Consider the following 22237-nt stretch of genomic DNA (forward strand, 5'->3'; position numbering starts at 1 on the left):
CGTATTTGTCCTTTTTAATTATTATGACCTGCGCGCATAACGGTCGAAAACGACTGCCTGTACAGGTGATAAGGGTCATCTTCCATAATGTGTGACACTCACGGTTAGTTTGACAAATAAGCAGAACGGTTGCAAGGTATCAACAGCCGTTCATAACAATATGCCTATATAGCGGTATACTTGATCACCCATGATAAAATTTATTGACGAGGTGTGGTTTTGCATCTATTCGCTTTTAATCTTGCTATTGACTAATTTAAAACATGTTTTGATTTTGGCACAAATTTTGATTTTGGCATAAATAAAGGCATCACCGTTCAGATATCAGATAATGATATGACATTTAATCCTTGTAACCTTGTATGAAATATGGACAATAGCTACACGCGAGATACGACGCCAAAATACACCCTTCACTAAACCCTCTTATTGACCTGCTGCTATAAAGATAAGCAATCGGCGTTGTTGATTCGATGACGGATTTGGTGGCTGGTTTTTTAAACCCATTATTTTATGAGACTACCATGAGCAATCACCGCAATGCATCACAATACACCCACTATGATGTCATCATCATCGGCGCTGGCGCGTCAGGGTTATACTGTGCGCTCACAGCGGGTCGCCGTGGTCGCCGCGTGCTAGTATTAGACCATGCCAATAAAGCGGGCAAAAAAATCCTCATGTCAGGTGGCGGACGCTGCAACTTTACCAATTACTATGTCGAGCCTGAACACTTCATCGGTGCCAATCAACATTTCTGTAAATCCGCGCTTAGTCGTTATCCCAGCTGGGAATTTATCGGTATGGTGGCAGCACATAAAATCCCTTACCATGAGCGCGAACATGGTCAGCTGTTTTGTGATGATTCAGCGCAAGATATTTTGACCATGCTCCTCGCGGAATGTACGGCAGCTGGTGTACAAGTAAAGCTGAATGCGCAGATTGACAGTGTGCAAGCTATCGAAAATGACAAAAACGCCAAATTTGAATTACTGACCAGCAAGCAGCTTAGTAAAAAAGAAAAGCAAGAGAGAAAAGAATCCGCCAATCAAACAAAACTGCCGCAAACAGGTTACCGCTGCGAGTCACTCGTGGTCGCCACGGGCGGACTGTCTATTCCAACGATGGGAGCCAGTGGTTTAGGATATGAATTGGCGCAGCAATTTGGGCACACGCTGATCGCAACCGATGCCAGCTTAGTGCCTTTTACCTTTACGGATAAAACGGGTGAGCTTATCCGATCTTTGGCTGGTATTAGTTTGCCAGTCATCGCTAGCAATGAGCGCATCTCTTTTAAATTGCCTATGTTGTTTACCCATCGCGGGCTGTCAGGCCCTGCTATGCTACAACTATCAAACTATTGGCACACTGGCGAGACCATTAGTATCAACCTGCTGCCAAATATCAACATGACAGCGCTGCTCCTTGCGCACAAAAAATCGCACCCAAAGCAACTGATTCGGACGGTCGTAGCGGACTATACCGATAGCGGCGATGACAGTAATAAGCTACCAAAAAAGCTGCTTGCCGCGCTACAAACGCACCTTTGGGAGGATATCAAAGACACCGAACTTGCCAATATTAAAGATGAGCGGCTGACGGAGCTTGGCGCGACTTTGAATGGCTGGCAGCTCAAACCCTCTGGTACAGAAGGCTATCGTACCGCTGAGGTGACCCGCGGCGGCGTAAAAACTGATGAAGTCTCCTCAAAGACCATGCAAAGCAACATGCAGGAGGGCTTATACTTTATCGGTGAAGTGCTGGACGTTACTGGTTGGCTTGGCGGCTATAACTTCCAATGGGCATGGGCCAGTGGCTTTGTCTGCGGTGAAGTGGTTTAGCCTCATTTAATTATAACGATGTAGCATTCTTAATCATAAACAGTGCTACATCGGCAGTGCTTACAGACAGCACTTATAAACAGCACTTATAGATAGTGTCATGGCTAAATGCCCACCACGCCTAATGAGATATCCCTATTTTTATTCTACTTAAGTTGCCTTTTATCTATATTAACCCTTGATAAATCATTAAAATAAACACAATATAGGTAGCTATAAATGTAGCGTAACTTAACAGAACTTTTTTATTAAAAAACATGTTTCGTCTGACGAGGTAATAAATGCGTCCTATTAAAAATATTCATGGTGATAAAGCGCCGCACTGGGTAGGTGACGGCTTTTATGTAAAGACCTTAATCAACCATCTTGACGATAACCCTCATTTTAATTATAGCCATACCGACCCTTTTTTATTATTCGATTATGGCAAACCAACGACCTTTGATCCGAACCCCAATTATAAAACACAGCCGCATGGAGTCGGACAGCATCCACACAAAGGCTTTGAAACCGTCACTATCGCCTACGAAGGTGAAGTCAGTCATGCCGATTCAGTAGGCGGGCAAGGGATTATTCAAAAAGGCGATGTGCAATGGATGACCGCAGGTCGTGGCATCATGCACGAAGAGTTTCATTCCGAGGCTTTCGGTCAATGCGGCGGCGTCTTTAGTATGGTGCAACTGTGGGTTAACTTGCCAAGTGCGCACAAACTGACCGACCCAAACTATCAAAGCATCAAACGGCAGATCTGCCTATCGTTGAGTTAATCGACAGCAGCAACCCTGACCACCAAACGACGATTGGTAAGGCGGCTATCATTGCTGGTGCGTGGCAAGAAATCAGAGGCGCGGCAAATACCTTTACTCCGATTAACTTATGGGATATTGAACTGCATACTGCGGGCGCGACGACGCTAAAAGTGCCCAACACCCACAATACGCTACTGCTAGTACAAGAAGGTGAACTACTGGTCAATGGTACGTCAGTCAGTGCTGGCAATTTGATTCAATTTGATGCGCCAACTCAGCACCGCACTGATGGGCAAGCTCAGCAAACACTGGCTACTGATAACATTGAGCTGCATTATCCTGCTACCGAAAATGGCAAGCAAGCACCAGTCAAGCTTTTACTATTGAGCGGCGAACCTATCGGTGAACCAGTCGCAGGTTATGGTCCCTTTGTAATGAACACCCAAGAAGAGCTCCGCCAAACGTTTCGGGATTACCAAACGGGCAACTTTGTTAAATAGTTAAAATACAGGCATCAAAAAGCCACCTGACAGTCTGCGTCAGGTGGCTTTTTATTATGTGCTTATGTATCGGCTAACGCTGAGGGTGTTTTTAACACACCTTAAGGTTAGCTAATCATAAGGGCAGCTGATTATCCATTATGCTTGGTTAAGGAATGGATAATCGGTATAGCCTTCAGTACCACCACCATAAAAACTCTCTGGATGCTGCTCATTGAGCGCCGCCCCTTCTCGGATACGCTCAACCAAATCAGGATTGGCGATATAATCACGGCCAAAAGCAACCGCATCGATATAGCCTTCCTTGATGTTTTTCTCCGCTTTTTCAGCAGTATAGCCACCAGCAGCGATGATCATATTGTCAAAAGCATCACGGACACGCTGACGGAATGCATCACTATAAGGCGTACCACCTGCCCAATCAGGCTCAGAGAGATGCAAATACATCAGACCACGCTTGTTGATCTGTTCAACTAGCCAGATGTTTTCGTCTTCGTTGTAGCCTGCTTCTACATTGTTAAACGTGCCAAGTGGCGAGATACGAATACCCACATGATCAGCATCCCACGCATCAACACAAGCATCGATGACATCAAGAGTCAGACGCGCACGATTCTCACGGCTACCGCCATACTCATCATCACGCTGATTGGTTTGCTCAACCCAAAACTGATGCAATAGATAACCGTGTGCACCATGAATCTCTACCCCATCAAAGCCTGCTTCTTTAGCATTTTTGGTCGCTTGGGCAAAATCAGCGATGACTTGCTTAATCTCGTCAAGGGTGGCTGGACGTGGCGTGGTCGCTTCAACACGGATGGCGTGGTTATTGCTATCACGCAATGACGTACGCACACCGACATGCACATCAGACGCTGAAATCGGCGCTTCGCCATCAGGCTGCACGCTTTCATGCGCGACCAATCCTGTGTGCCATAGCTGTACGACAATTTTGCCACCTTTGGCATGGACATTATCAACGATAGTTTTCCACGCAGTGATTTGATCTTGAGTATGGATACCCGGCGCGCCAGCATAGCCTTTTGCCTGAAAAGATACCTGCGTCGCTTCAGTAATAACAAGCCCAGCACTCGCACGCTGTGAATAATACTCTCCAGCAAGTGCCGTCGGTACATCACCAGGTTCGATCGAACGCAGACGTGTCAACGGTGCCATGATGATGCGGTTTTTTAGGGTTTGCGTACCCATTTTTACGGGTTCAAATAAATTATCGTGTGCCATAAAAAGCCTTATTTGTTGTTATAAAACCATAATGATTGGTTTGTTATTAATGAATAAATAGCGCGCTCGTTTTTTAATACGCTATTTATAATCCGTAGTCTTTATAGGGGGCAAACGTGATAATTCCAAGGAAAAATGACCAATAAAAATATCAATATGGCATGATATCGGTATTGATAATACTCATTATTCAACGCCTCTTATTAGCCTATTAAGCGAATGGCTTTAATCATTTAAAAACATAAATAGTAAAATAATATTATCTATAAATAACATGTACTCATAACCTCTTAGTCAAAAGTCTACTTAGGGCGTGTTGAACGATGACCCAATCGAGATTTTTACAACTTGAGCATCTTTTTAATGGACAACTCTAAAGACAAGTAAGTGCCAAACAATATCACCATCGAGCCGATGATCGCAGGTGTGTCCAATGCTTCACCAAGCAATAAGTAACCCAATATAATCGCAAAAATCGGAATCACCAAGGTAATACTGGTTGCACGCATAGGACCAATACTTTTTATCAATTGATTCATAAAAATCAAGGCAATGGCTGTTGAAAATACGCCAATACAAATGACTGAAACCCAAGCAGTAAGGCTAATGCTTTTACCATATGGGAATTCGTAGACTGCTATCGGCAACATGATAATACTGGCAATGATGAGCGAACCTGCGGTAATAGCGACTGGTGAGACATTGTATAAGTAGTTTCTGGTGATATTGGCACCGACGGCATAACCGACACAGGCCAATAACGCATAGCCCATTGGCAGCAACCCTGAACTTGACTCAGCGCCCTGCCCGCTACCGCCAAATAAGTTTTCACTCATCAAAATAATCACACCGATAACACCGATGACTAAACCGAGAATTTGTGTTCTTGACAGCCTGTCTTTAAAAAAGGTACTGGCGATGAAACCGCTCATCATCGGCACAGACGCATTAAGCACCGCCAACACCCCTGCGTTTACCGAGCGCGCTGAAAATGCAAACAGGATAAAGGGAATAGCCGCAGAAAATAATCCAACCAGCGTCAACACTTTCCAATTATCCCGTATGCCCTCTCTGTTTTTGGGCTGATTAAAACAAAAACCAGCATGGTCAGCCCAGCCAAGACCACACGAAGGCTCGCAAAAGCTAACGAGCCAAATTCAGGCACGCCGATACGATAAAAAATAAAAGACAGCGACCACATAAAGGATAAGGTGATAAAAATAATGAGGTCGCGGTTAGACATGGGGTGATCCTATCAAGCGTTAGACAGTAAAAAAACCTCGATGATAACTTTTTAATTGCTCGATTGATGTTGTATTTTCTGTATTTATCGCTGATTTCTTCTACAAATTCACTTTATCCAAAATAAAGTCAATGTCCTTATCGCCGCGCCTGACAAATTGACCAAAATCGTCTCATCCGCTGACATATCTTTGGCAATTTTCATCGCATAAGCGATGGCATGTGCCGACTCTAAGGCAGGAATAATACCCTCAAGGCGCGACAATGCCATGAACGCTTCTAGACATTCAGCATCAGTTGCCGACTCATAAGTAGCCAGTTTTAAATCTCGCAGATGTGAATGCTGTGGTCCAACCCCTGGATAATCAAGACCGGAGGCAATCGAATGTACGGGAGCTGGCTCGCCTTTTTCATCGAGCAGCACGTAGCATTTAAAACCATGAATCTCACCTTTCACGCCGAGCGACATTGTCGCCGCATGATTAGGAGTATCCAGACCTTCACCTGCGGGTTCCACGCCTATTTTTTCTACACTTTTATCATCAAAAAAGCCACTAAACATACCAATAGCATTGGAGCCGCCGCCAATACAAGCGACCACTTTATTGGGCAGCTTACCCGTCGTTGCTAAGAACTGCGCCCGCGCTTCATGTCCGACCACTGACTGAAAGTAGCTGACCATTTCAGGATATGGCGCAGGTCCCAGTGCCGAGCCAATCGCAAACATACTGGTATCAAGCTCATTCAAATAAGTCTCAAAGGCGCTATCGACCGCTTCTTTTAGCGTACCAGCACCACGCGAGACTGGTACGATATTGGCGCCCAAAATCTTCATCCGGCTGACGTTTGGATGCTCCTTTTTAATATCGACCACACCCATATGAATCTCACACTCTAAGCCCATCAAGGCCGCTGCGGTTGCCAACGCTACGCCATGTTGCCCCGCACCCGTTTCCGCAATCACCTTTTTTTTGCCTAATTTCTTGGCCAATAACACTTCGCCCAAACAGTGATTAATCTTATGCGCGCCCGTATGGTTTAAATCTTCACGTTTAAAATAAATCTGCGCGCCGCCGCAATGCTCCGTCAAACGCTGCGCATGATAAATAGGACTTGGACGACCAACATAGGTCTCACGCAAGCGCTTCATCTCAGCGATAAAATCATCGTCTTTAATGATTTCACGAAAACCCACTTCGATTTCTGCCATGGCTTTGGCCAGCTCAGGATGACCAATTTTGCCACCAAATTCGCCATATAAACCATCGTCATTGGGCAAAATTGATTGATGTAAACCGTAGCCAGTGGCGGTATTTTGCGTTGTCATAGTTAAGCCTTATCGTTTTAAATGGAGTATTAGTATTGGCATTTTTGCCAAATGATTTAGCTTTTTTAAGGACAAGAATAATTGAATGTATTTGTGTTCTAGTACATTGAAACAAGATAATAAGCGAAATTCTCTATTCGGTCAAGTTTACACGTCACTCTAAAAACAATTGACTAAGTGACTGGCTAAGACATTGACTAAAATCTGGCAAGAATAATCGTTGAATGAAAGCCTGATTTATCTATAAGTATTACAGCAATCGTGTGACTGAAATAATAACGCAACCTATGTTTGCTAATATGATGCTCGCTTGGCTTAGCGCACCTTTGCGGTCGAAAGCTAATATTATTTCATACGGGCTTTTTAGCTTAAATATCAAATTAGGATACACCATGCAACGACGCCAACTGATTAAAGCCATGGGTTTAAGCTTAGGCGCTATCAGCACCTCCGCTGCGGTGAGTGGTTGCCAAATGCTTGCCAAGCAGCCAAAGCTACCGAGTAAAGTCATCCAAGCTGGGCATTTTCCTAATATCATCGTTGGTAGTGGCTATGGTGGCGCGGTATCGGCACTACGACTCAGCGAAAAAGGTCACAAGGTTTTAATCCTTGAGATGGGGATGCGCTGGGATAGAAGCCCCGAATATAATACCTTTTGCAAAATGATTAGCGCCGATAAACGCTCAAGCTGGTTTAGCAATATGCCAAACGCCCCTATCCCGATTCCAATTCCTATCAGAAAATATCCTGGAGTTTTAGATTTAATCGAATATGAGGATATGAAAGTCTTCGCTGGGCGTGCTTACGGCGGCGGCTCTATCGTCAATGGCGCGATTGCCATTCAGCCAAGACGCTCGCACTTTGAAGAAACGTTCCCTTGGATTGATGCTGATGAGATGTACGACACTTATTTCCCGCGTGCTATGCGAGCATTAAAAGTCAGCCAAATCCCTGAGTCATTTTTCAATGAGTCCGAGCATTACGAATTTACTCGTTCAGCTGAACGCCAAGCCGAAAAAGCGGGACTAAAAACAGAGTTTTTCGGTAATAGCTACGATTTTGACTATATGCAAAAGGAAGCGCGCAGCGAAGTGTATAAATCTGGCCTTGGCGGTGAAGTCATCTATGGCAATAACGCTGGCAAGTTTTCACTGGATTTAACCTACTTAAAAGACGCTGAAGCTACGGGCAATGTCACGGTCAAAACCTTGCGTAAAGTTAATACTATTCAAGCGCTCGATAACGACCAACTGCGTTTAGAAGTCCATGTCATCAATATGATGGGCGGCATCGATAAAGTTGAGCATTACACTTGCGATAAACTCTTCCTTAATGCCGGCAGTACGGGCACCTCAGAGTTACTGCTTAAAAGCCAAGCTGAAGGTAAGCTTAATAAGCTAAACGAGCATATTGGTCAATATTGGGGACCCAACGGTAACATCATGACGGGACGCAATTTCGTCCACGCGGCTGGCACTACCCAATCCACCATTCCGGTCAAAGGTATCAATATGTGGGACGGTGATAGAGGCGGCTCGAAGTACAAAATCTTTGCCGAACTCGCGCCATTACCGTTAGGACTTGAGACGTGGACGACGCTCTATCTCGCCATCACTGACAATCCAGAACGCGGTAACTATTACTATGATAAGACCTCAAAAACCGTCAAGCTCAACTGGAAACGTAAGCAAAACAAGTACTCGGTGAACGCTGCTAAAGAGCTGATCGAAAAACTCGCCAACGCCAACGGCGGCTCGACATCGAGCTTGCTATTCACCAAAGGCTTCGGCGATAACTTCTGCTATCACCCGCTTGGCGGCTGTGTCTTGGGTTTGGCGACTGATGAATTTGGACGCGTCAAAGGGCACGGAAATATATACGTGCAAGATGGCGCGTTAATCCCCGGTAGCGCAGGCGTTAATCCGTATGTCTTTATCACCGGACTTGCTGAACGTAATATGGCGAGTATTTTAAGGGAAGATTTTGGGTAGGGTGTTGTTGTAGTCATGGAATTTGGTTGGATGAAAAAGGTCTTTAAGGGCGTTTTTTTGGTTGGAAATAATGCTGTTTTTATTTAGACAAGTATTAGACGTTGGGTTACGCTATCGCTGACCTAACATACACGCTTCTACTAATAGGAGTAAGGCTAACGGTAACTTGTGTGTGAGGTTTAATATTTGTGAGTAAATTCTAGCTTTCCCCTGAACCTAATTTTTTAATTGCTTTATCAATATTTTGTAATTGCTCATTAGTTTTTATTAAAGTTTCTGAAATCTTCTTATCCCAGTTTGAATCAGAAATATCTGTTCCGTGAAATGCTTCAACGAAAAGCTGAGACGAACTCGATGATCTATTAAACCAAGACATAGAATTAGCTCTTCTGTACTTAGCTTTAACTATAATATTCTTACCTCCAATATATTTTTTTAGCCCTCCATATTGCCCCCAAGAAATAATAATTTTTTGGCTAGGGGCTAAGAAAGGAATTCCATCTACGATAGGCCCAGACATCATTGTTTTTGGCATGCTCTGAGGTTCTTCTATAGTGAAAGCTTTTTCAGGTAAATCTCTAGACGTTTCAAAACTTATATTTTCTGCTGGCCCTTTACCTATGTTCTCAATAATTAAAATAATAAGTGAGGGTCGCTTTTTATCTGTATCTACATAAACAATAATTTCTGGATCGGTTGACGAACGGTAGACCGCATAAGTTATGGCAGCTGAGGCCGTTGCTATTAAAGCTATAAACACAGATATCCAATTTGCCAAATCTATTTGCATGCATAACTCTCCAACTAAGTTAAAACTGTGTTTATTTTAAACATTTTCTTTCCACTCGCTCATTCGTCGTTGAGATATTTCTACAGCACTGTCGGAAAACAGTTCAGGATAGCGAAGTATTACTGCTTCGAAAGCATAGGCTTCCAAACCCATCTCTAATAATGCGGTATAACCTTTTGTCTCAGATTTACGATCAACGGCGCGCTCGACAGCATTAATTATTCCGTATTTTTGAATCATTGGCCAAGTTCTAGATGCGCGTGTTTTCTTACCATTTTTGGCACTTAGCACCTCTTCATAAGCATAGACTGCTTTTATAGCTTCTTTCTCTGCCGACGTTTCAGCACCATAATTTTCAGCTTTTAAGTGAATAGCTCGTTCTTTTGCTTGTTTTACCAAATCTTCTCTGCCTGCATTCAAAGCATTTTTAGCAAAAATCTCACATTTCTTAGGAGTGTCTAAGTTTTTTATCCTTTCATTCATAACCAAACCTCTTCTTATGCATCAGTTAGCTGGTTTGAACCAATGCTATTTGTTACTTAATATCAGTCATAATCATAACAGAAAGACTAAAAATAAGTTAACTTCTTAAAACCTCAGACTTAAACCGCTCCCATACCACACACCCATTGAAATCCAATCTCGCATCGGCAACAATGACAGTACTTATTTATAAAAGCCAAACTAAAAATCTCTGCCCAAAAGGACAAGTCATGAAACTGCGCATCTTAAAATCTGCCGTGACCAACCCTTGGTTTAACCTCGCGACCGAAGATTGGATATTTAATACGCTCAATCCCGACTCGCACACGCTATTCTTATGGCGCAATAGCGAGACCGTGGTCATCGGGCGCTCGCAAAACCCATGGGTGGAATGCAAAATCGATAAGATGGAAGCCGATGATGTGTTTTTGGCGCGGCGGCAGAGTGGCGGCGGCGCGGTATTTCATGATTTGGGCAATACCAACTTTACCTTTTTATCGCCCAAAGCCGACTACGACCAAGAAGCGAACTTTACCATCATTATTAATGCGTTAAAGAAACTGGGCATAGACGCGGATTTATCTGGGCGTAATGACATGCAAGTTGGTGACAAGAAAATATCAGGCAGCGCGTTTAAACATGCAGCGGATCGCAGCTTTCATCATGGCACATTATTGGTCAATGCCAATATGCAAAAGCTGGGCGATTATCTCAATCCGCATCCGCTGAAACTGAAAGCCAAAGGCATCAAGTCCGTACGTTCTCGTGTCGCCAATTTGGTTGAGTTTAATGCAGACATCAATCACGAGATCTTATCCGATGCGATTATCGAGGCCTTTTGTGAATATTATCGTGACACTGATTATGGCGACACTACGCCAGTCGAAGAATTGGATGAAGCCACACTTGCAAAAGAGCCGTCATTAAAAAAATACTATCAACAAATGGCAGATTGGGATTGGCGCTTTGGTAAGACACCTGAATTCAGCCATCATATTGAGACGCGCTTTGATTGGGGCATTATTGACTTGCACCTTGATGTGAAGCAAGCAGTGATACGCGATGTGGTTATTTTCTCTGATGCGCTAAATGTTGAATTAATTGAGCTATTAAAAAACACGCTGACTGACGCTAAATACAATAAAGTCGACATCAAAACAAAGCTTGATGAATTAGGTAGAGCGCATACTGAGTTGGCAGCACAAATTGATGATGTGTCTAAATGGCTGACTGGTGAGATGGAAGGTTAGATTTTTGCTTGTTATTGATAATTAGTAAAGAGTCTCAATTTCTTATTGACGTCAATATTTCAATCGCCTTTATACTTTGTACAGATTAGGCTTGCTGTCTAGGTCACACCCTTAGACAAACTTAAGTTTGATATTTTACGCTTTAGCCATCTATAATGTGATGCAAATAATAGATCCGCTATAAAAGTTCAAACTTTAAACGTTTAAGTAAGGTAGCACTATGGCAGCCTATATCACCGTCGGCGCAAAGACCTCTCACGGTGGGACGGTCATCTCCGGCTCACCGCACACCACTCATAACGGCATCCCTGTCGCGCGTAAAGGCGATAAAGTCATCTGTAAAAAATGCAAAAAGGTCACCACCATTCTTAGTGGTGATGCATCCTTTATTGTCGATGGTGCGCCTATTGCACGTGGCGGTGATGTCACTAGCTGCGGCGCTAAGCTGATTGCTAGTCAGCAGTCGTTTGCGGAGTCTGACTTTGATGTGGGTAGTATTGCGCAGGAAGCGCCTTTGGTGTTTCCGAAGTCGGATATGAGTGACTTGTTCAGTGAAGCGGTGGTTAATGAAACCTATGACGATAAATTTCAATTACTAGATAAAATTACTCAACAGCCTCTAAGTTATGTTAAATATCGGCTAGATTACGATGGTAAGTTGGTTGAAGGTCAGACTGACGAAGATGGTTTTACTGAAATAATTGAAGCAAACCATCCTGCTGAAGTAAGTATTTATTTATTGGTAGATGAGGACGAATAACATGGCACAAAGAGAGGTTAGCTGCGGTAGCTACCATTTAACTAGAGCTGATAACAATAGTAATAAATGCATAGAGGTTGAGACTGGAAGAGAGCTGACTTTTGGTGAAAAAAACCTAGCTAAAGAAATGTTTAGTAATCATATAGATTACACTAAGGTACACATCTACGATAAAAAATGGGCATTTTTTCAGGGTAAAAGAGTAGCCATGACTCCCAATGGCAACATATATTTTGCTCCTGATGTCCATGAAAAAGATTTTTCTTTAGCTTCAGATGGCAGTAAGCATTTCTTTATACATGAGATGACGCACGTTTGGCAATATCAAAATGGACAAGCTGTATTAACTCGTGCTGGTACTTCGCAAGTATTAATAGAGCTTCCAAGTAGGATTGGGTTAGGAAACGGTGCATATGCATATGAGCTTGATGCTCGAAAGAATTTACTCGATTATGGAGTTGAACAACAAGCGTCTATCGTTGCAGATTATTGGGCTATGAAAAAAAACTTGTTTGGTAAGCTCAAAAGCTCTATTAGAGCTACTAATTATGATGACACAAATTTAACTTATTATAAAATAGTGGTGGATACAGTGATTACCAAATAGTAGGAATTACTGCACTAAGCTTTTTAAACACTTATTAATGTTTAATATATAGGACTCTCTAAATGCAATTAACTAAACAAAAAAGCAAAACAAAGCGTTTGAGTCAAATAGCAAACCTTTTTAGTTCTTATCTGACAAAGTCAATTATTTTATTAGTGCTAACCAGTATATCTGGTTGTATTATAAGTAATCCTGCGCATAGCCCACCTATAGAAGGAGACATTGAGGTCTCACAGAACAAAAATGGTGATCTTTGTTTTATGCCACTGTTTGATTCAGCTATGAGTAGTGGGGATTTTATGAAATTGGATCATATAAAAATGGAAGAGTTAGCTATCCTAGACCCTAGTAGGCAAGGAGGTGGCTATGTATTGCTTAGAATTAAGCCTACAAGTAAAAAGTATTTCATTTTAAAAAATGGACAAGCAATATGTTTAAACTCTAATAACCCTGATTTAGAACAGACTGTGTATACACCATTAGATAAGCAACCATTATCAGTATTTATTGGAGGTTTGGACGACCAAAAAAAATATACAATAAATTTCTATAGAGAATTTGACTATCCTTATATATTTGAGCAGTAAAAGCTCTTGAAATGCGGACTCTAGGCTTTTGAAAATCTAATGAGTCGCAAAAAGAGGTAAATTGCATTCCACTACCAGATGGAGTGGACCATGAAGCCGTCTAGTAAAGTTAGATTATTCAGTATCTTTTGGCTGACTACTTTAGTAACCTCATCTTGTACTGCGCAAGAACCTGAGGCCTTTTATGTCACACCTTCTATAAAAGGACAGCTACTTGACAGGCAAACTGATCAGCCACTTGGCAATATCACCGTTTACTTAACAGATGACATTCAAAGCACTTCTGATGATACAGGCCGTTTTGAACTACATTCAATGCAAAAGATAAACTCAGATGAAATAAGCACAGATGATTTTAAAGCGATAGCTGAGGAGGTCAGTATTATGATCGATACCCAAGGTTACCAACGGCGTCTGTTTGCAATTAACGGTATGGCAAAACCTAAAGGTAATAACTCAAAAACTCCCGTGATTATTAATATGGGTAATATTTATCTAAAACCCTTACCCGATGGTATTCATCGCTACGGAACAGTATTTGAATACATAGAAAACATGCCTTACTGCCAACCGAATGAATCTCAAAAAGAGGTCGATTACATACTCGCACCTAAAGGTAAAACTTACGAGCAGATTAGTCCAAATCAGTCTTTTCAATAGCATTTCCTAGCGAGGTTTTAATGTATCAAAGAAAAATCACCCCTTTAATTCAGTCTTTATTACTGGCCACGTTATTCTCTAGTGGCTTAATGGCTGCTGCTTGCTCAGCAGAGTCATCAAATACAAAGATACTTCCAATCAAAACACTGCTGCTGAAATATATGAACTTGGAGTAGCCTACTACGAAGGTGACTCAGTCCCTGAAGATGATGACAAAGCTTTTGAATTATTTCAAAAAGCTGCCGATCAAGCTACGCACCTGCTAAACATTATCTAGGTATAATGTATGATGAAGGTTTGGGCGTAAATCAAAATTATCAAAAAGCATTTGAATGGGTTAAGCAAGCTGCTAACCAAGGAGATTCTGATGCTCAATATCGTATAGGCATCATGTATTATGAAGGTAGTGGTGTTGAGCAAAATTACCAAAAAGCAATGGAGTGGTATGTATTAGCTGCTGACAATGGATCTTTTGATGCTCAAAACAATATTGGCAATCTTTATGAAAACGGCTACGGCGTGCCACAAAGCTATACCGAAGCATTGGAATGGTATACCAAAGCTGCCGCTCAAGGTCTGGATTTAGCACAACTTAATATCGGTGGTCTCTACGAAAACGGCTATGGCGTCCCTCAAGACTATGACACAGCTTTTGAATGGTACAAAAAAGCCGCCGATCAAGGCAATCAAGAAGCCAGCAATCGCATTGGTAGATTGGTCATGAATGGTAAAATTGACGATGAAGGTATCGTTATTTATAGCACACAGGAAACTGGTCTCACATTAGGTGATATTGAAAACATGAGCCAATGATAATGATGAGCCAGATATTAACTTAGGTAACCTAACAGTCATATGTTTCGTGATACGCTATCTTAGACTTAATTATTTTTTCAATATGCTCAACAAATACTTTTGTCTCAGGTCTACTATCTTCGTCAATAATTAGCAGACCTCCTATCGAAACATAGCAGACACCAAAAGACTTAGTGGGTAATAGATTAGTCCACTTAGATGAAATATTATTCTCTAGTTTTACAGTTTGCCAATAGTTCGATAAATAATAATCTCCTGTCATAGATTAAACTTCAGATTCAGTTATGATTGATTGAACCGCTAATGGCGTTTGAAACAGTGCCTCTTTGTGAAATCCATCGAATGCGCGGATGACGAAAGCAGCAGGATGGTTCGGAAACTCTTCTCTTTCCCTTGACCGTCGCATACTCTGTGCTTGCTGTGTCTGAAAAGATTGGATAGTGCTGATATCAACCTCGTCAGCCATTTTATACTCTACATCACGTATAGGCTTTGAATACAATGAATCTAAAAGCTCTACATCACTTAATGATATAGATAAACAGCCAATAATTCTTTCGTCGTCTTCCTCTCGTACGCCACCATACATGCTAACGCCAATGACACAATTATCAAATATCCATTCACAGTGTTCTACTACGTTGCCACTACAGTAATGGCTATCGGAGGAGTAGTTTGACTCTGATCCTAAATATGCTATTAGCTTTTTAATCACTGGTTGTCTATTAAATAGTTGTGCTGGGATGTTGATCCATATTGAATCTATCAATCGGTCATCATCTGCTGCACTAAAATGACAGTAAGCAACTTTAAGAGACCACATTTCAGACAGTTTTATAGTGACTGTTTCAGGCATATAGCTTTCTTCATAAGAATGCATTACCGTATCTTTTTCAGGAAGCTGAGCTTTTATATCAGATAACTTATCACCCCATTTAAAATTTACGTCACCAAATTGGAAGTGTTCCTTTCTCATACCTCTTAGCCTTTATCCAAATAGTAATTTAAAGATACTTATAGCTTTTTACGATCATCTATACACTGAGCAAGTCTATATTATCTAACAAAAAAAGCGGCAAGATAATCTATCTTGCCGCTCTCATTACTTCTGAACTAAGCCTAAATCGCAGCCGCAACCTCAGCACCATCTCTTATAGCACGTTTAGCATCCAGTTCAGCGGCCAGTTTAGCACCACCGATTAGATGATATTGGGCGTCTGGTGCATCACCAACATTTGGCATCAGCTCAACCACAGACTCTTGACCGGCACAGACCACGACGCTATCGACACGTAGCAACTGGCTTTGACCTTGGTTATTGGTGATCCAAATGCCTTCATTAGTGATCTTATCGTACTGAGCACCTGATACTTGGATGACGCCGTGTGATTTGACATGGGCACGATGTACCCAGCCCGAGGTTTTATTGAGACCACTGCCCAAGCGACCTTTAGTACGCTGCATCAAGTACACTTGGCGGATAGGTTTGATGGCTTCAGGCTTAATCAGTCCACCGTCAGTTTGATAGTTGGTATCATTAGTCACACCCCACTCTTCACGCCACTCTTCGATAGACTGCGCTTTTGGACGATAGCTTGGATCTTTTAATAATTCAGGGCCTAGCTCATCAAGCGGCTGACCATGTTTGGCGGTCAGATATTCACTGACGTCAAAGCCAATACCGCCAGCACCGATGACAGCGACGGTGTCACCAACTGATTTTTCACCAGAGAGTAATTCAGCATAGCTCATCACTTGTGGCAAATCCGCGCCTTCCAGTTTGCCAGCTAGGCTTCTAGGGACAACGCCTGTGGCGACGATGACATGGTGGAATTTGGCTTTCTCAAGCATGGCTTTATCGACTTTGGTATTGAGTTTAATCTCAACGCCTAAATGCTCAAGCTCATTGATATAGTAGCGGATGGTTTCAAAGAACTCTTCTTTACCAGGGATAACTTTGGCGTAGTTAAACTGTCCTCCTAAGATATCTTTTGCTTCAAATAAGGTAACCTCATGCCCACGTAACGCGGCGACGTGAGCCGCTGACATACCAGCGACACCGCCACCGATGACGGCGACTTTTTTAGGTTTTTTGGTTTTCTTATAAACTAATTCTGTCTCATAACACGCTTGTGGATTGACCAGACAAGTCGAGCGTTTGTTTTCAAAGGTATGATCGAGGCACGCTTGGTTACAGGCGATACAGGTATTAATGCGATCTGTCTGACCATTTTTGGCTTTATTGACCCAATGGGCATCGGCTAAAAATGGACGCGCCATTTGAATCATATCGGCCTGACCACTAGCCACGATTTCCTCAGCGGTGTCTGGCATATTGATACGGTTAGCCGCCATCATGGGAATGCTAATATGCTTTTTAATTTCAGCGGTAAAATCAACAAACGCGGCACGCGGTACGCTGGTGACAATCGTCGGTACACGCGCTTCATGCCAGCCGATACCCGTATTCATGATGGTCACGCCCGCTTCTTCTAACGCTTTGGCAACGGTGATAACTTCGTCCATGACATTACCGTCTTTGACCAGATCAATCACTGACAAGCGGAATAAAATAATAAAATCTTCACCAGCAGCTTCGCGTACGGCTTTGACGACATCGACCGCCAGCTTCATGCGACCTTGAATATCACCGCCGTATTCGTCGGTACGTTGATTCACATGACGCGATAAAAACTGATTGAGCAAATAACCTTCTGAGCCCATGATTTCCACACCGTCATAACCAGCCTGCTTGGCAAGTTTAGCCGAACGGGCATAATCCTTTACCGTTTGTTCGATGTTTTTAATGCTCATCTTACGCGGCTTAAAGGGTGAAATTGGTGATTTTATTGGACTAGAGGAGACGACAAACGGATGATAGCCGTAACGACCACTGTGCAAAATTTGCATGATGATTTTGCTGTCATATTTATGCGCCGCACGAGTCACACGCTGATGGTTAATCACGTCCGCTCTGCTATTCATCGTGCCACCAGCAGGGAGTAACCACCCTTCGCGATTGGGCGAAATACCGCCCGTAATCATCATCGCCACGCCACCTTTGGCACGTTCAGCAAAATACGCCGCTAGCTTACCATAATTATAAAAACGGTCTTCAAGCCCCGTGTGCATTGAGCCCATCACCATGCGGTTTTTTAGCGTCGTAAAGCCCAAGTCTAATGGCTCAAATAAATGCGGATAGTGTTCATTGGTGCTAGCAGTTTCAATCGTATTGGCAGTGCGGCTGGCGGACATATCATTTTCCTTATGAATGGTTTGTGGAAATGCTTGTTAAAGCTGGCCGGGCTTTTTAAAAGTTAAGATTTTTAAAAATGAGGCTTTTAGAAATAGTTAAGCGATAGGATTTAACATCACTGGTATCGTAACACACCGCCATTATCATCAGCTATGCAGACAAGCGACTGATGAGTGAACACTATGTGCATTCGGCTAATTGATCATGCGATCCAATATAAGCAAGCACTAAAAACATACTCGCTTTTCACAGAGCATTGTCTATAATGGACGAACAAATATTTACCGTGAGTCACCTATCGGCGAGTTGCTACAAGGAAGGTCAGCAAAAATATTAATAACTTATCAAATCGTGATAAATGGCGAAGCCAACTTTATAGCAAGTTTGTAGCGTATTCACCGAATTATAACAGCAAGATAAAGGACTATCCCCATGACAGACTTCCACACAGGTCTCGGCAAAAATGCTGCCAACCACCAACCGCTTACCCCTATCGACTTTATTATCCGTAGTGCTCAGGTCTATCCCGATAAAACTGCCATCATTTATGACGATTTAACACATAATAATCTGACGCAAACGTGGCAACAGACTTATGATCGTTGTCGTCAATTGGCGGATGGTCTACGCAAATTAGGCATCGATAAAAATGACACTGTCGCCGTCATGATGCCGAACACCCCAGCGATGATCGAATGCGCTTTTGGGGTGCCCATGTCAGGTGGCGTGCTTTGTACACTGAACACCCGCCTCGACATCAATGCCCTTACCTTTTGTCTGCAACACTCAGAAGCCAAAGTATTAATTCTAGACAGCGAGTTTGCTGAGCATGCCGAGATTATCGATGAAGCCTTTCCCAATCTCATCGTGATTCATGCGACAGATGCGGCGCTCAATACTGAACGTTTTGGACAAATGAGCTACGAAGCATTAATCGCCAGCTCAGACAGTTTGGATAATTGGGAAAAGCCACTCGATGAATGGGATGCTATCGCCCTCAACTATACCTCTGGCACCACTGGCAAGCCAAAAGGCGTGGTCTATCATCATCGCGGCGCGACACTCAACGCTGTCTCCAATATTTTAGATTGGGATATGCCCAAGCACCCGATGTATCTATGGACGCTACCATTATTTCACTGTAATGGTTGGTGCTTTCCGTGGACGATTGCCGAACGTGCGGGCGTCAATGTCTGCTTGCGCAAGATTGACGCTGATTTGATTTTGCAGCTGATTGCCAAGTATAAAGTTACGCATTATTGCTCAGCGCCTGTGGTGCACGATATGATTGCTGGCGGCAAAGCTGAATATAAAGACGCCATCAATCATGAAGTCAAAGGCTGGGTCGCTGGTGCGCCGCCGTCTGAAACCATGCTCGCTGCCATGGAAGCCATGGGCTTTCATATCTCGCACGTTTACGGTCTTACCGAAGTCTATGGTCCAGTCACCGTCTGCGCGGAACAAGCAGAATGGGATGAACTGGATGTCGCTACTCGTGCGCAAAAGAAATCACGTCAGGGCGTAACGTCACATTTAATGACTGGCTTTGAGCTATTTAAACAAGGCACCACGGAGCCGGTTGCCGCGAATGGCGAAGAAATGGGCGAGCTGGCACTACGCGGTAACATGGTGATGAAAGGTTATCTAAAAAGCCGTAAAGCGACCGAAGAAGCCTTTGCTGACGGTTGGTTCCGTACTGGTGATTTGGGCATTAAATACCCTGACGGCTATATCAAAATCATGGACAGGCTCAAAGATATCATCATCTCAGGTGGCGAAAACATCTCTAGTATCGAAGTCGAGAACGTCTTATATAAAATGCCAGAAATCCAAAGCTGTGCGGTCGTCGCCGCGCCGCATGATAAATGGGGCGAAGTACCTGTCGCCTTTATCGAAATTCATGAAGGCAGCACCTTGCAGCGCGACCATGTGATGGAGCACTGCAAGCAGCATTTGGCGGGTTTTAAAGTGCCCAAATATATTATCTTTGCTGAAATTCCAAAAACCAGCACCGGTAAAGTGCAGAAATTTGAGCTGCGTCAAGCGGCCAAGTCATTAGCACACGAAACGCCAAAAGTAACGGCAAGTGTAAAATAAAACGGCAACTTATTAAGTGATGTCATCAATCACCGCATCAAAAAGGTCAGCGATATATCGCTGACCTTTTTTAATTCAATGCTCACTTATATAAACCGTTTTTCTTAGCTTTGATAGATAGGCCAGCTTTAAATTTTTATCTGCTGGTCTAAATGTTTGAGTCGAATTCATACTTACTTTTATAGTGGCGGACACAATACCACCAATTGTTACCGCTGGTACTATAGGCTGCCCATCAAAGCTGCCACAGTTAAATCCATTATTACACCCTCACCTATCTTATCTTTATAAAGATTAAATACTGTTGATAGGTTATGCTTCATATACTCTTTGAAACCCTCTTGGGTTACTTTATCTAAGTCTTCTATAGCTCTTGTAAGGTTAGAAATAGCTTTTTTTGATGCTAAAGCTTGATCAGGAAATAATAATGCTTGTTGATAAACTTCATCTAAATATTCATGAAGTGCAATAAACTCAGTTTTTCTAAGTTCTTTAAAATTCAGAATATCGTGAATATTTATTTCTCCTGTTGGGACAGGGAGACAAGAAGCTAGGTCTATACGAAGAGTATTTCTTTCTTCAATATAGTCATCTAAAATAATAAGTTCATCATTAAACTGTTGAATCACCCAATCTATCTTCTTGTCTTTGACTAGCTCTTTAGCAACTATACCTTGACATGAAAGCACAGCATTTGTAACTTGATCACCTTCATACGATCCATTGAAAGCAACATTGGGACGTTCTATAGCTCCAGCTGATATGAAGGCTTCTTCTTGAGGTAAGCCCATATGCACTAAATTATTGGTTGGAATCACTACACTATCCCAGTAAAGCATAATAGCGCATCTCATCTAAAGAAAGACTTCCTACCATTTGAAAGCCTTTCGGTAATCTATTAATAATACCAGGGGTAGCTATTATTCCTCTTTTCAAGTACTTCTCCCTTTTGATTCCATTCTCCTCAGATCTTTTATATTAAATAGGTAGCTGGTAAGCGTCAATAAGCCAAATGAGATTTTTGTTACTTGAACTAAGAATAAATTTTTGAGAAGATTACTCTATTACTAATTCAGTTTTGGCTCAAGCCATTGATAAATTAGCATCCCAACTATCATCGCAGGAATAAAGACATAAGCCTGCCACTGTCCTGTACCGAGCAGCACAATACCGGGACCTGGGCAAATACCGACTAAGCCCCAACCGATACCGAATAGCATCGCGCCGATTAACAATTTTTTATTAATAGTGGTTTTGGTTGGCATCTCAATTAATGACCCAATCCAGCTGGTCTTTTGACGCTTAGCCAATTGTACGCCGACTATCGCTACCATTAGGCCACCGCCCATCACCAGTGCCAGAGAAATATCCCACGCACCAAAGACATCCAAGAAGCCTTGTACTTTAACAGGGTCGGTCATGCCTGATATCAGCAGTCCAAAGCCAAATAATAACCCTGCCAGTAATCCAATTATATTTTTTAGCATGTTTTTTCTCGCACCTAATGTGTTAATCCAAGCGGTTATAACCATCCGATATAAACAATAGTCATCGCTATCTTCGCAACGTACTGTCTATGTGGTTTTTAAATCAAACCCAAGACATGACGACCAATATAAACGGTCACAATACCAAATAACATAAAGGTCACCGTCGCCGCCATTGATCGTGGCGACAGTCGCGCATTACCGCAAATACCATGTCCACTGGTACAACCTGAACCAAACGTGTGCCAAAACCAACCAGTAATCCTGCCCCAATAAGCAGTGGCAAAGAGCGACTAATCTCTATATCGGGCAACGGTTTTACCAGACCATAAAATAATGGCGAGATAACAAGACCAAGTATAAATAACACCTGCCACATCTCGACGCGCTTGGGCTTAAGAAGACTTGAGAAAATACCACTAATACCCGCAATACGACCAATGCCCAATAGCAAAATGACCGTTGCAACGCCTAGCATCAGACCGCCTACCAAGGAAATTGGCGTAAAGGCCTGCCAATCTATTTGTATACTCATAATATTTACCTAAGCCA

General features: G+C 42.6%; 19 protein-coding genes and 3 pseudogenes. 11 read left to right on the forward strand and 11 right to left on the reverse strand.

The window, feature by feature from the left end; all coding sequences use genetic code 11:
* The first annotated feature begins 524 nt into the window (after positions 1–524).
* Together TT12_RS05010 and TT12_RS05015 are read left to right on the forward strand one after the other, a co-directional pair.
* Positions 525–1841: a BaiN/RdsA family NAD(P)/FAD-dependent oxidoreductase gene (locus tag TT12_RS05010; protein WP_045452758.1), complete on the forward strand. Its 1317-nt coding sequence runs from the start codon at positions 525–527 to the stop codon at positions 1839–1841.
* 281 nt (positions 1842–2122) lie between these two features.
* A pseudogene (locus tag TT12_RS05015) lies at positions 2123–3090 on the forward strand (pirin family protein).
* A gap of 138 nt (positions 3091–3228) precedes the next feature.
* Here the strand turns inward: TT12_RS05015 and TT12_RS05020 are convergent.
* From TT12_RS05020 to trpB, 4 genes and pseudogenes are all read right to left on the reverse strand, one after another.
* Complete coding sequence (locus TT12_RS05020; protein WP_045452628.1) at positions 3229–4332, reverse strand: alkene reductase; 1104 nt, start codon at positions 4330–4332, stop codon at positions 3229–3231.
* Between the two features lie 341 nt (positions 4333–4673).
* Positions 4674–5378, reverse strand: coding sequence for a DMT family transporter (locus tag TT12_RS18215; RefSeq protein WP_279378800.1), 705 nt, complete (start codon positions 5376–5378; stop codon positions 4674–4676).
* On the reverse strand, positions 5372–5575 hold the full coding sequence (locus TT12_RS18220) for an EamA family transporter (RefSeq protein ID WP_279378801.1): 204 nt from the start codon (positions 5573–5575) through the stop codon (positions 5372–5374). The genes TT12_RS18215 and TT12_RS18220 overlap by 7 nt, the downstream gene beginning before the upstream one ends.
* 100 nt (positions 5576–5675) lie before the next feature.
* A pseudogene (gene trpB / locus TT12_RS05030) lies at positions 5676–6901 on the reverse strand (tryptophan synthase subunit beta).
* A 392-nt stretch (positions 6902–7293) separates the two neighbouring features.
* Between trpB and TT12_RS05035 the strand changes: the two are divergent.
* Entirely contained in the window at positions 7294–8892 is a 1599-nt protein-coding gene (locus TT12_RS05035) for a GMC oxidoreductase (protein WP_045452762.1), read from the forward strand.
* Positions 8893–9091: 199 nt separating this feature from the next.
* Here the strand turns inward: TT12_RS05035 and TT12_RS15310 are convergent, their stop codons facing one another.
* A complete protein-coding gene (locus TT12_RS15310) occupies positions 9092–9682 on the reverse strand; it encodes a DUF8453 domain-containing protein (protein WP_201605934.1) in 591 nt (196 codons plus the stop codon).
* 36 nt (positions 9683–9718) lie between these two features.
* Positions 9719–10165, reverse strand: coding sequence for a hypothetical protein (locus tag TT12_RS05045; protein WP_045452631.1), 447 nt, complete (start codon positions 10163–10165; stop codon positions 9719–9721).
* A gap of 230 nt (positions 10166–10395) precedes the next feature.
* Here TT12_RS05045 and lplA point away from each other — a divergent pair, with 230 nt between their 5' ends.
* From lplA to TT12_RS15320, 7 genes are all read left to right on the forward strand, one after another.
* Positions 10396–11415 (forward strand): lipoate--protein ligase, encoded by a 1020-nt coding sequence (gene lplA / locus TT12_RS05050; protein ID WP_045452634.1) that lies wholly within the window; start codon positions 10396–10398, stop codon positions 11413–11415.
* A 220-nt stretch (positions 11416–11635) separates the two neighbouring features.
* On the forward strand, positions 11636–12175 hold the full coding sequence (locus TT12_RS05055) for a PAAR domain-containing protein (RefSeq protein ID WP_045452638.1): 540 nt from the start codon (positions 11636–11638) through the stop codon (positions 12173–12175).
* Position 12176: 1 nt separating this feature from the next.
* A complete protein-coding gene (locus TT12_RS05060; protein WP_087814523.1) occupies positions 12177–12782 on the forward strand; it encodes a hypothetical protein in 606 nt (201 codons plus the stop codon).
* Positions 12783–12844: 62 nt separating this feature from the next.
* The gene (locus TT12_RS05065) at positions 12845–13369 is read left to right on the forward strand and encodes a hypothetical protein (RefSeq protein WP_045452641.1); all 525 of its coding nucleotides are present in this window, start codon (positions 12845–12847) and stop codon (positions 13367–13369) included.
* Between the two features lie 90 nt (positions 13370–13459).
* A complete protein-coding gene (locus TT12_RS05070; RefSeq protein WP_087814522.1) occupies positions 13460–14029 on the forward strand; it encodes a hypothetical protein in 570 nt (189 codons plus the stop codon).
* 100 nt (positions 14030–14129) lie between these two features.
* The gene (locus tag TT12_RS19060) at positions 14130–14306 is read left to right on the forward strand and encodes an SEL1-like repeat protein (RefSeq protein WP_207803998.1); all 177 of its coding nucleotides are present in this window, start codon (positions 14130–14132) and stop codon (positions 14304–14306) included.
* Entirely contained in the window at positions 14258–14842 is a 585-nt protein-coding gene (locus TT12_RS15320) for a tetratricopeptide repeat protein (RefSeq protein WP_279378806.1), read from the forward strand. The genes TT12_RS19060 and TT12_RS15320 overlap by 49 nt, the downstream gene beginning before the upstream one ends.
* A 268-nt stretch (positions 14843–15110) precedes the next feature.
* Here the strand turns inward: TT12_RS15320 and TT12_RS05080 are convergent, their stop codons facing one another.
* Entirely contained in the window at positions 15111–15821 is a 711-nt protein-coding gene (locus tag TT12_RS05080) for a hypothetical protein (protein WP_045452647.1), read from the reverse strand.
* Between the two features lie 143 nt (positions 15822–15964).
* The gene (locus TT12_RS05085) at positions 15965–18100 is read right to left on the reverse strand and encodes an NADPH-dependent 2,4-dienoyl-CoA reductase (protein ID WP_045452650.1); all 2136 of its coding nucleotides are present in this window, start codon (positions 18098–18100) and stop codon (positions 15965–15967) included.
* Positions 18101–18533: 433 nt separating this feature from the next.
* On the opposite strand from TT12_RS05085, the gene TT12_RS05090 reads away from it, so the two are divergent.
* Positions 18534–20198, forward strand: coding sequence for an AMP-binding protein (locus TT12_RS05090; protein WP_045452653.1), 1665 nt, complete (start codon positions 18534–18536; stop codon positions 20196–20198).
* Between the two features lie 221 nt (positions 20199–20419).
* Here TT12_RS05090 and TT12_RS05095 read toward each other — a convergent pair whose 3' ends face one another.
* From TT12_RS05095 to TT12_RS05105, 3 genes and pseudogenes are all read right to left on the reverse strand, one after another.
* Entirely contained in the window at positions 20420–21016 is a 597-nt protein-coding gene (locus tag TT12_RS05095) for a DUF6236 family protein (RefSeq protein ID WP_207804000.1), read from the reverse strand.
* Between the two features lie 249 nt (positions 21017–21265).
* Entirely contained in the window at positions 21266–21685 is a 420-nt protein-coding gene (locus tag TT12_RS05100) for a DUF6691 family protein (RefSeq protein ID WP_045452657.1), read from the reverse strand.
* Between the two features lie 98 nt (positions 21686–21783).
* Positions 21784–22220 (reverse strand): annotated as a pseudogene (locus TT12_RS05105) (YeeE/YedE family protein).
* Between the last annotated feature and the right edge of the window lie 17 nt (positions 22221–22237).

This window comes from Psychrobacter sp. JCM 18903 (genome assembly GCF_000586475.1).
Classification (GTDB): domain Bacteria; phylum Pseudomonadota; class Gammaproteobacteria; order Pseudomonadales; family Moraxellaceae; genus Psychrobacter.

What these genes read in the sequence shown, in the direction of transcription:
- TT12_RS05010 (WP_045452758.1), top strand. Translation starts at nt 525, where the DNA reads ATGAGCAATCACCGCAATGCATCACAATACACCCACTATGATGTCATC.
- TT12_RS05020 (WP_045452628.1), bottom strand. Translation starts at nt 4,332, where the DNA reads ATGGCACACGATAATTTATTTGAACCCGTAAAAATGGGTACGCAAACC.
- TT12_RS18220 (WP_279378801.1), bottom strand. Translation starts at nt 5,575, where the DNA reads ATGTCTAACCGCGACCTCATTATTTTTATCACCTTATCCTTTATGTGG.
- TT12_RS05035 (WP_045452762.1), top strand. Translation starts at nt 7,294, where the DNA reads ATGCAACGACGCCAACTGATTAAAGCCATGGGTTTAAGCTTAGGCGCT.
- TT12_RS15310 (WP_201605934.1), bottom strand. Translation starts at nt 9,682, where the DNA reads ATGCAAATAGATTTGGCAAATTGGATATCTGTGTTTATAGCTTTAATA.
- TT12_RS05045 (WP_045452631.1), bottom strand. Translation starts at nt 10,165, where the DNA reads ATGAATGAAAGGATAAAAAACTTAGACACTCCTAAGAAATGTGAGATT.
- lplA (WP_045452634.1), top strand. Translation starts at nt 10,396, where the DNA reads ATGAAACTGCGCATCTTAAAATCTGCCGTGACCAACCCTTGGTTTAAC.
- TT12_RS05055 (WP_045452638.1), top strand. Translation starts at nt 11,636, where the DNA reads ATGGCAGCCTATATCACCGTCGGCGCAAAGACCTCTCACGGTGGGACG.
- TT12_RS05060 (WP_087814523.1), top strand. Translation starts at nt 12,177, where the DNA reads ATGGCACAAAGAGAGGTTAGCTGCGGTAGCTACCATTTAACTAGAGCT.
- TT12_RS05065 (WP_045452641.1), top strand. Translation starts at nt 12,845, where the DNA reads ATGCAATTAACTAAACAAAAAAGCAAAACAAAGCGTTTGAGTCAAATA.
- TT12_RS05070 (WP_087814522.1), top strand. Translation starts at nt 13,460, where the DNA reads ATGAAGCCGTCTAGTAAAGTTAGATTATTCAGTATCTTTTGGCTGACT.
- TT12_RS05080 (WP_045452647.1), bottom strand. Translation starts at nt 15,821, where the DNA reads ATGAGAAAGGAACACTTCCAATTTGGTGACGTAAATTTTAAATGGGGT.
- TT12_RS05085 (WP_045452650.1), bottom strand. Translation starts at nt 18,100, where the DNA reads ATGTCCGCCAGCCGCACTGCCAATACGATTGAAACTGCTAGCACCAAT.
- TT12_RS05090 (WP_045452653.1), top strand. Translation starts at nt 18,534, where the DNA reads ATGACAGACTTCCACACAGGTCTCGGCAAAAATGCTGCCAACCACCAA.
- TT12_RS05100 (WP_045452657.1), bottom strand. Translation starts at nt 21,685, where the DNA reads ATGCTAAAAAATATAATTGGATTACTGGCAGGGTTATTATTTGGCTTT.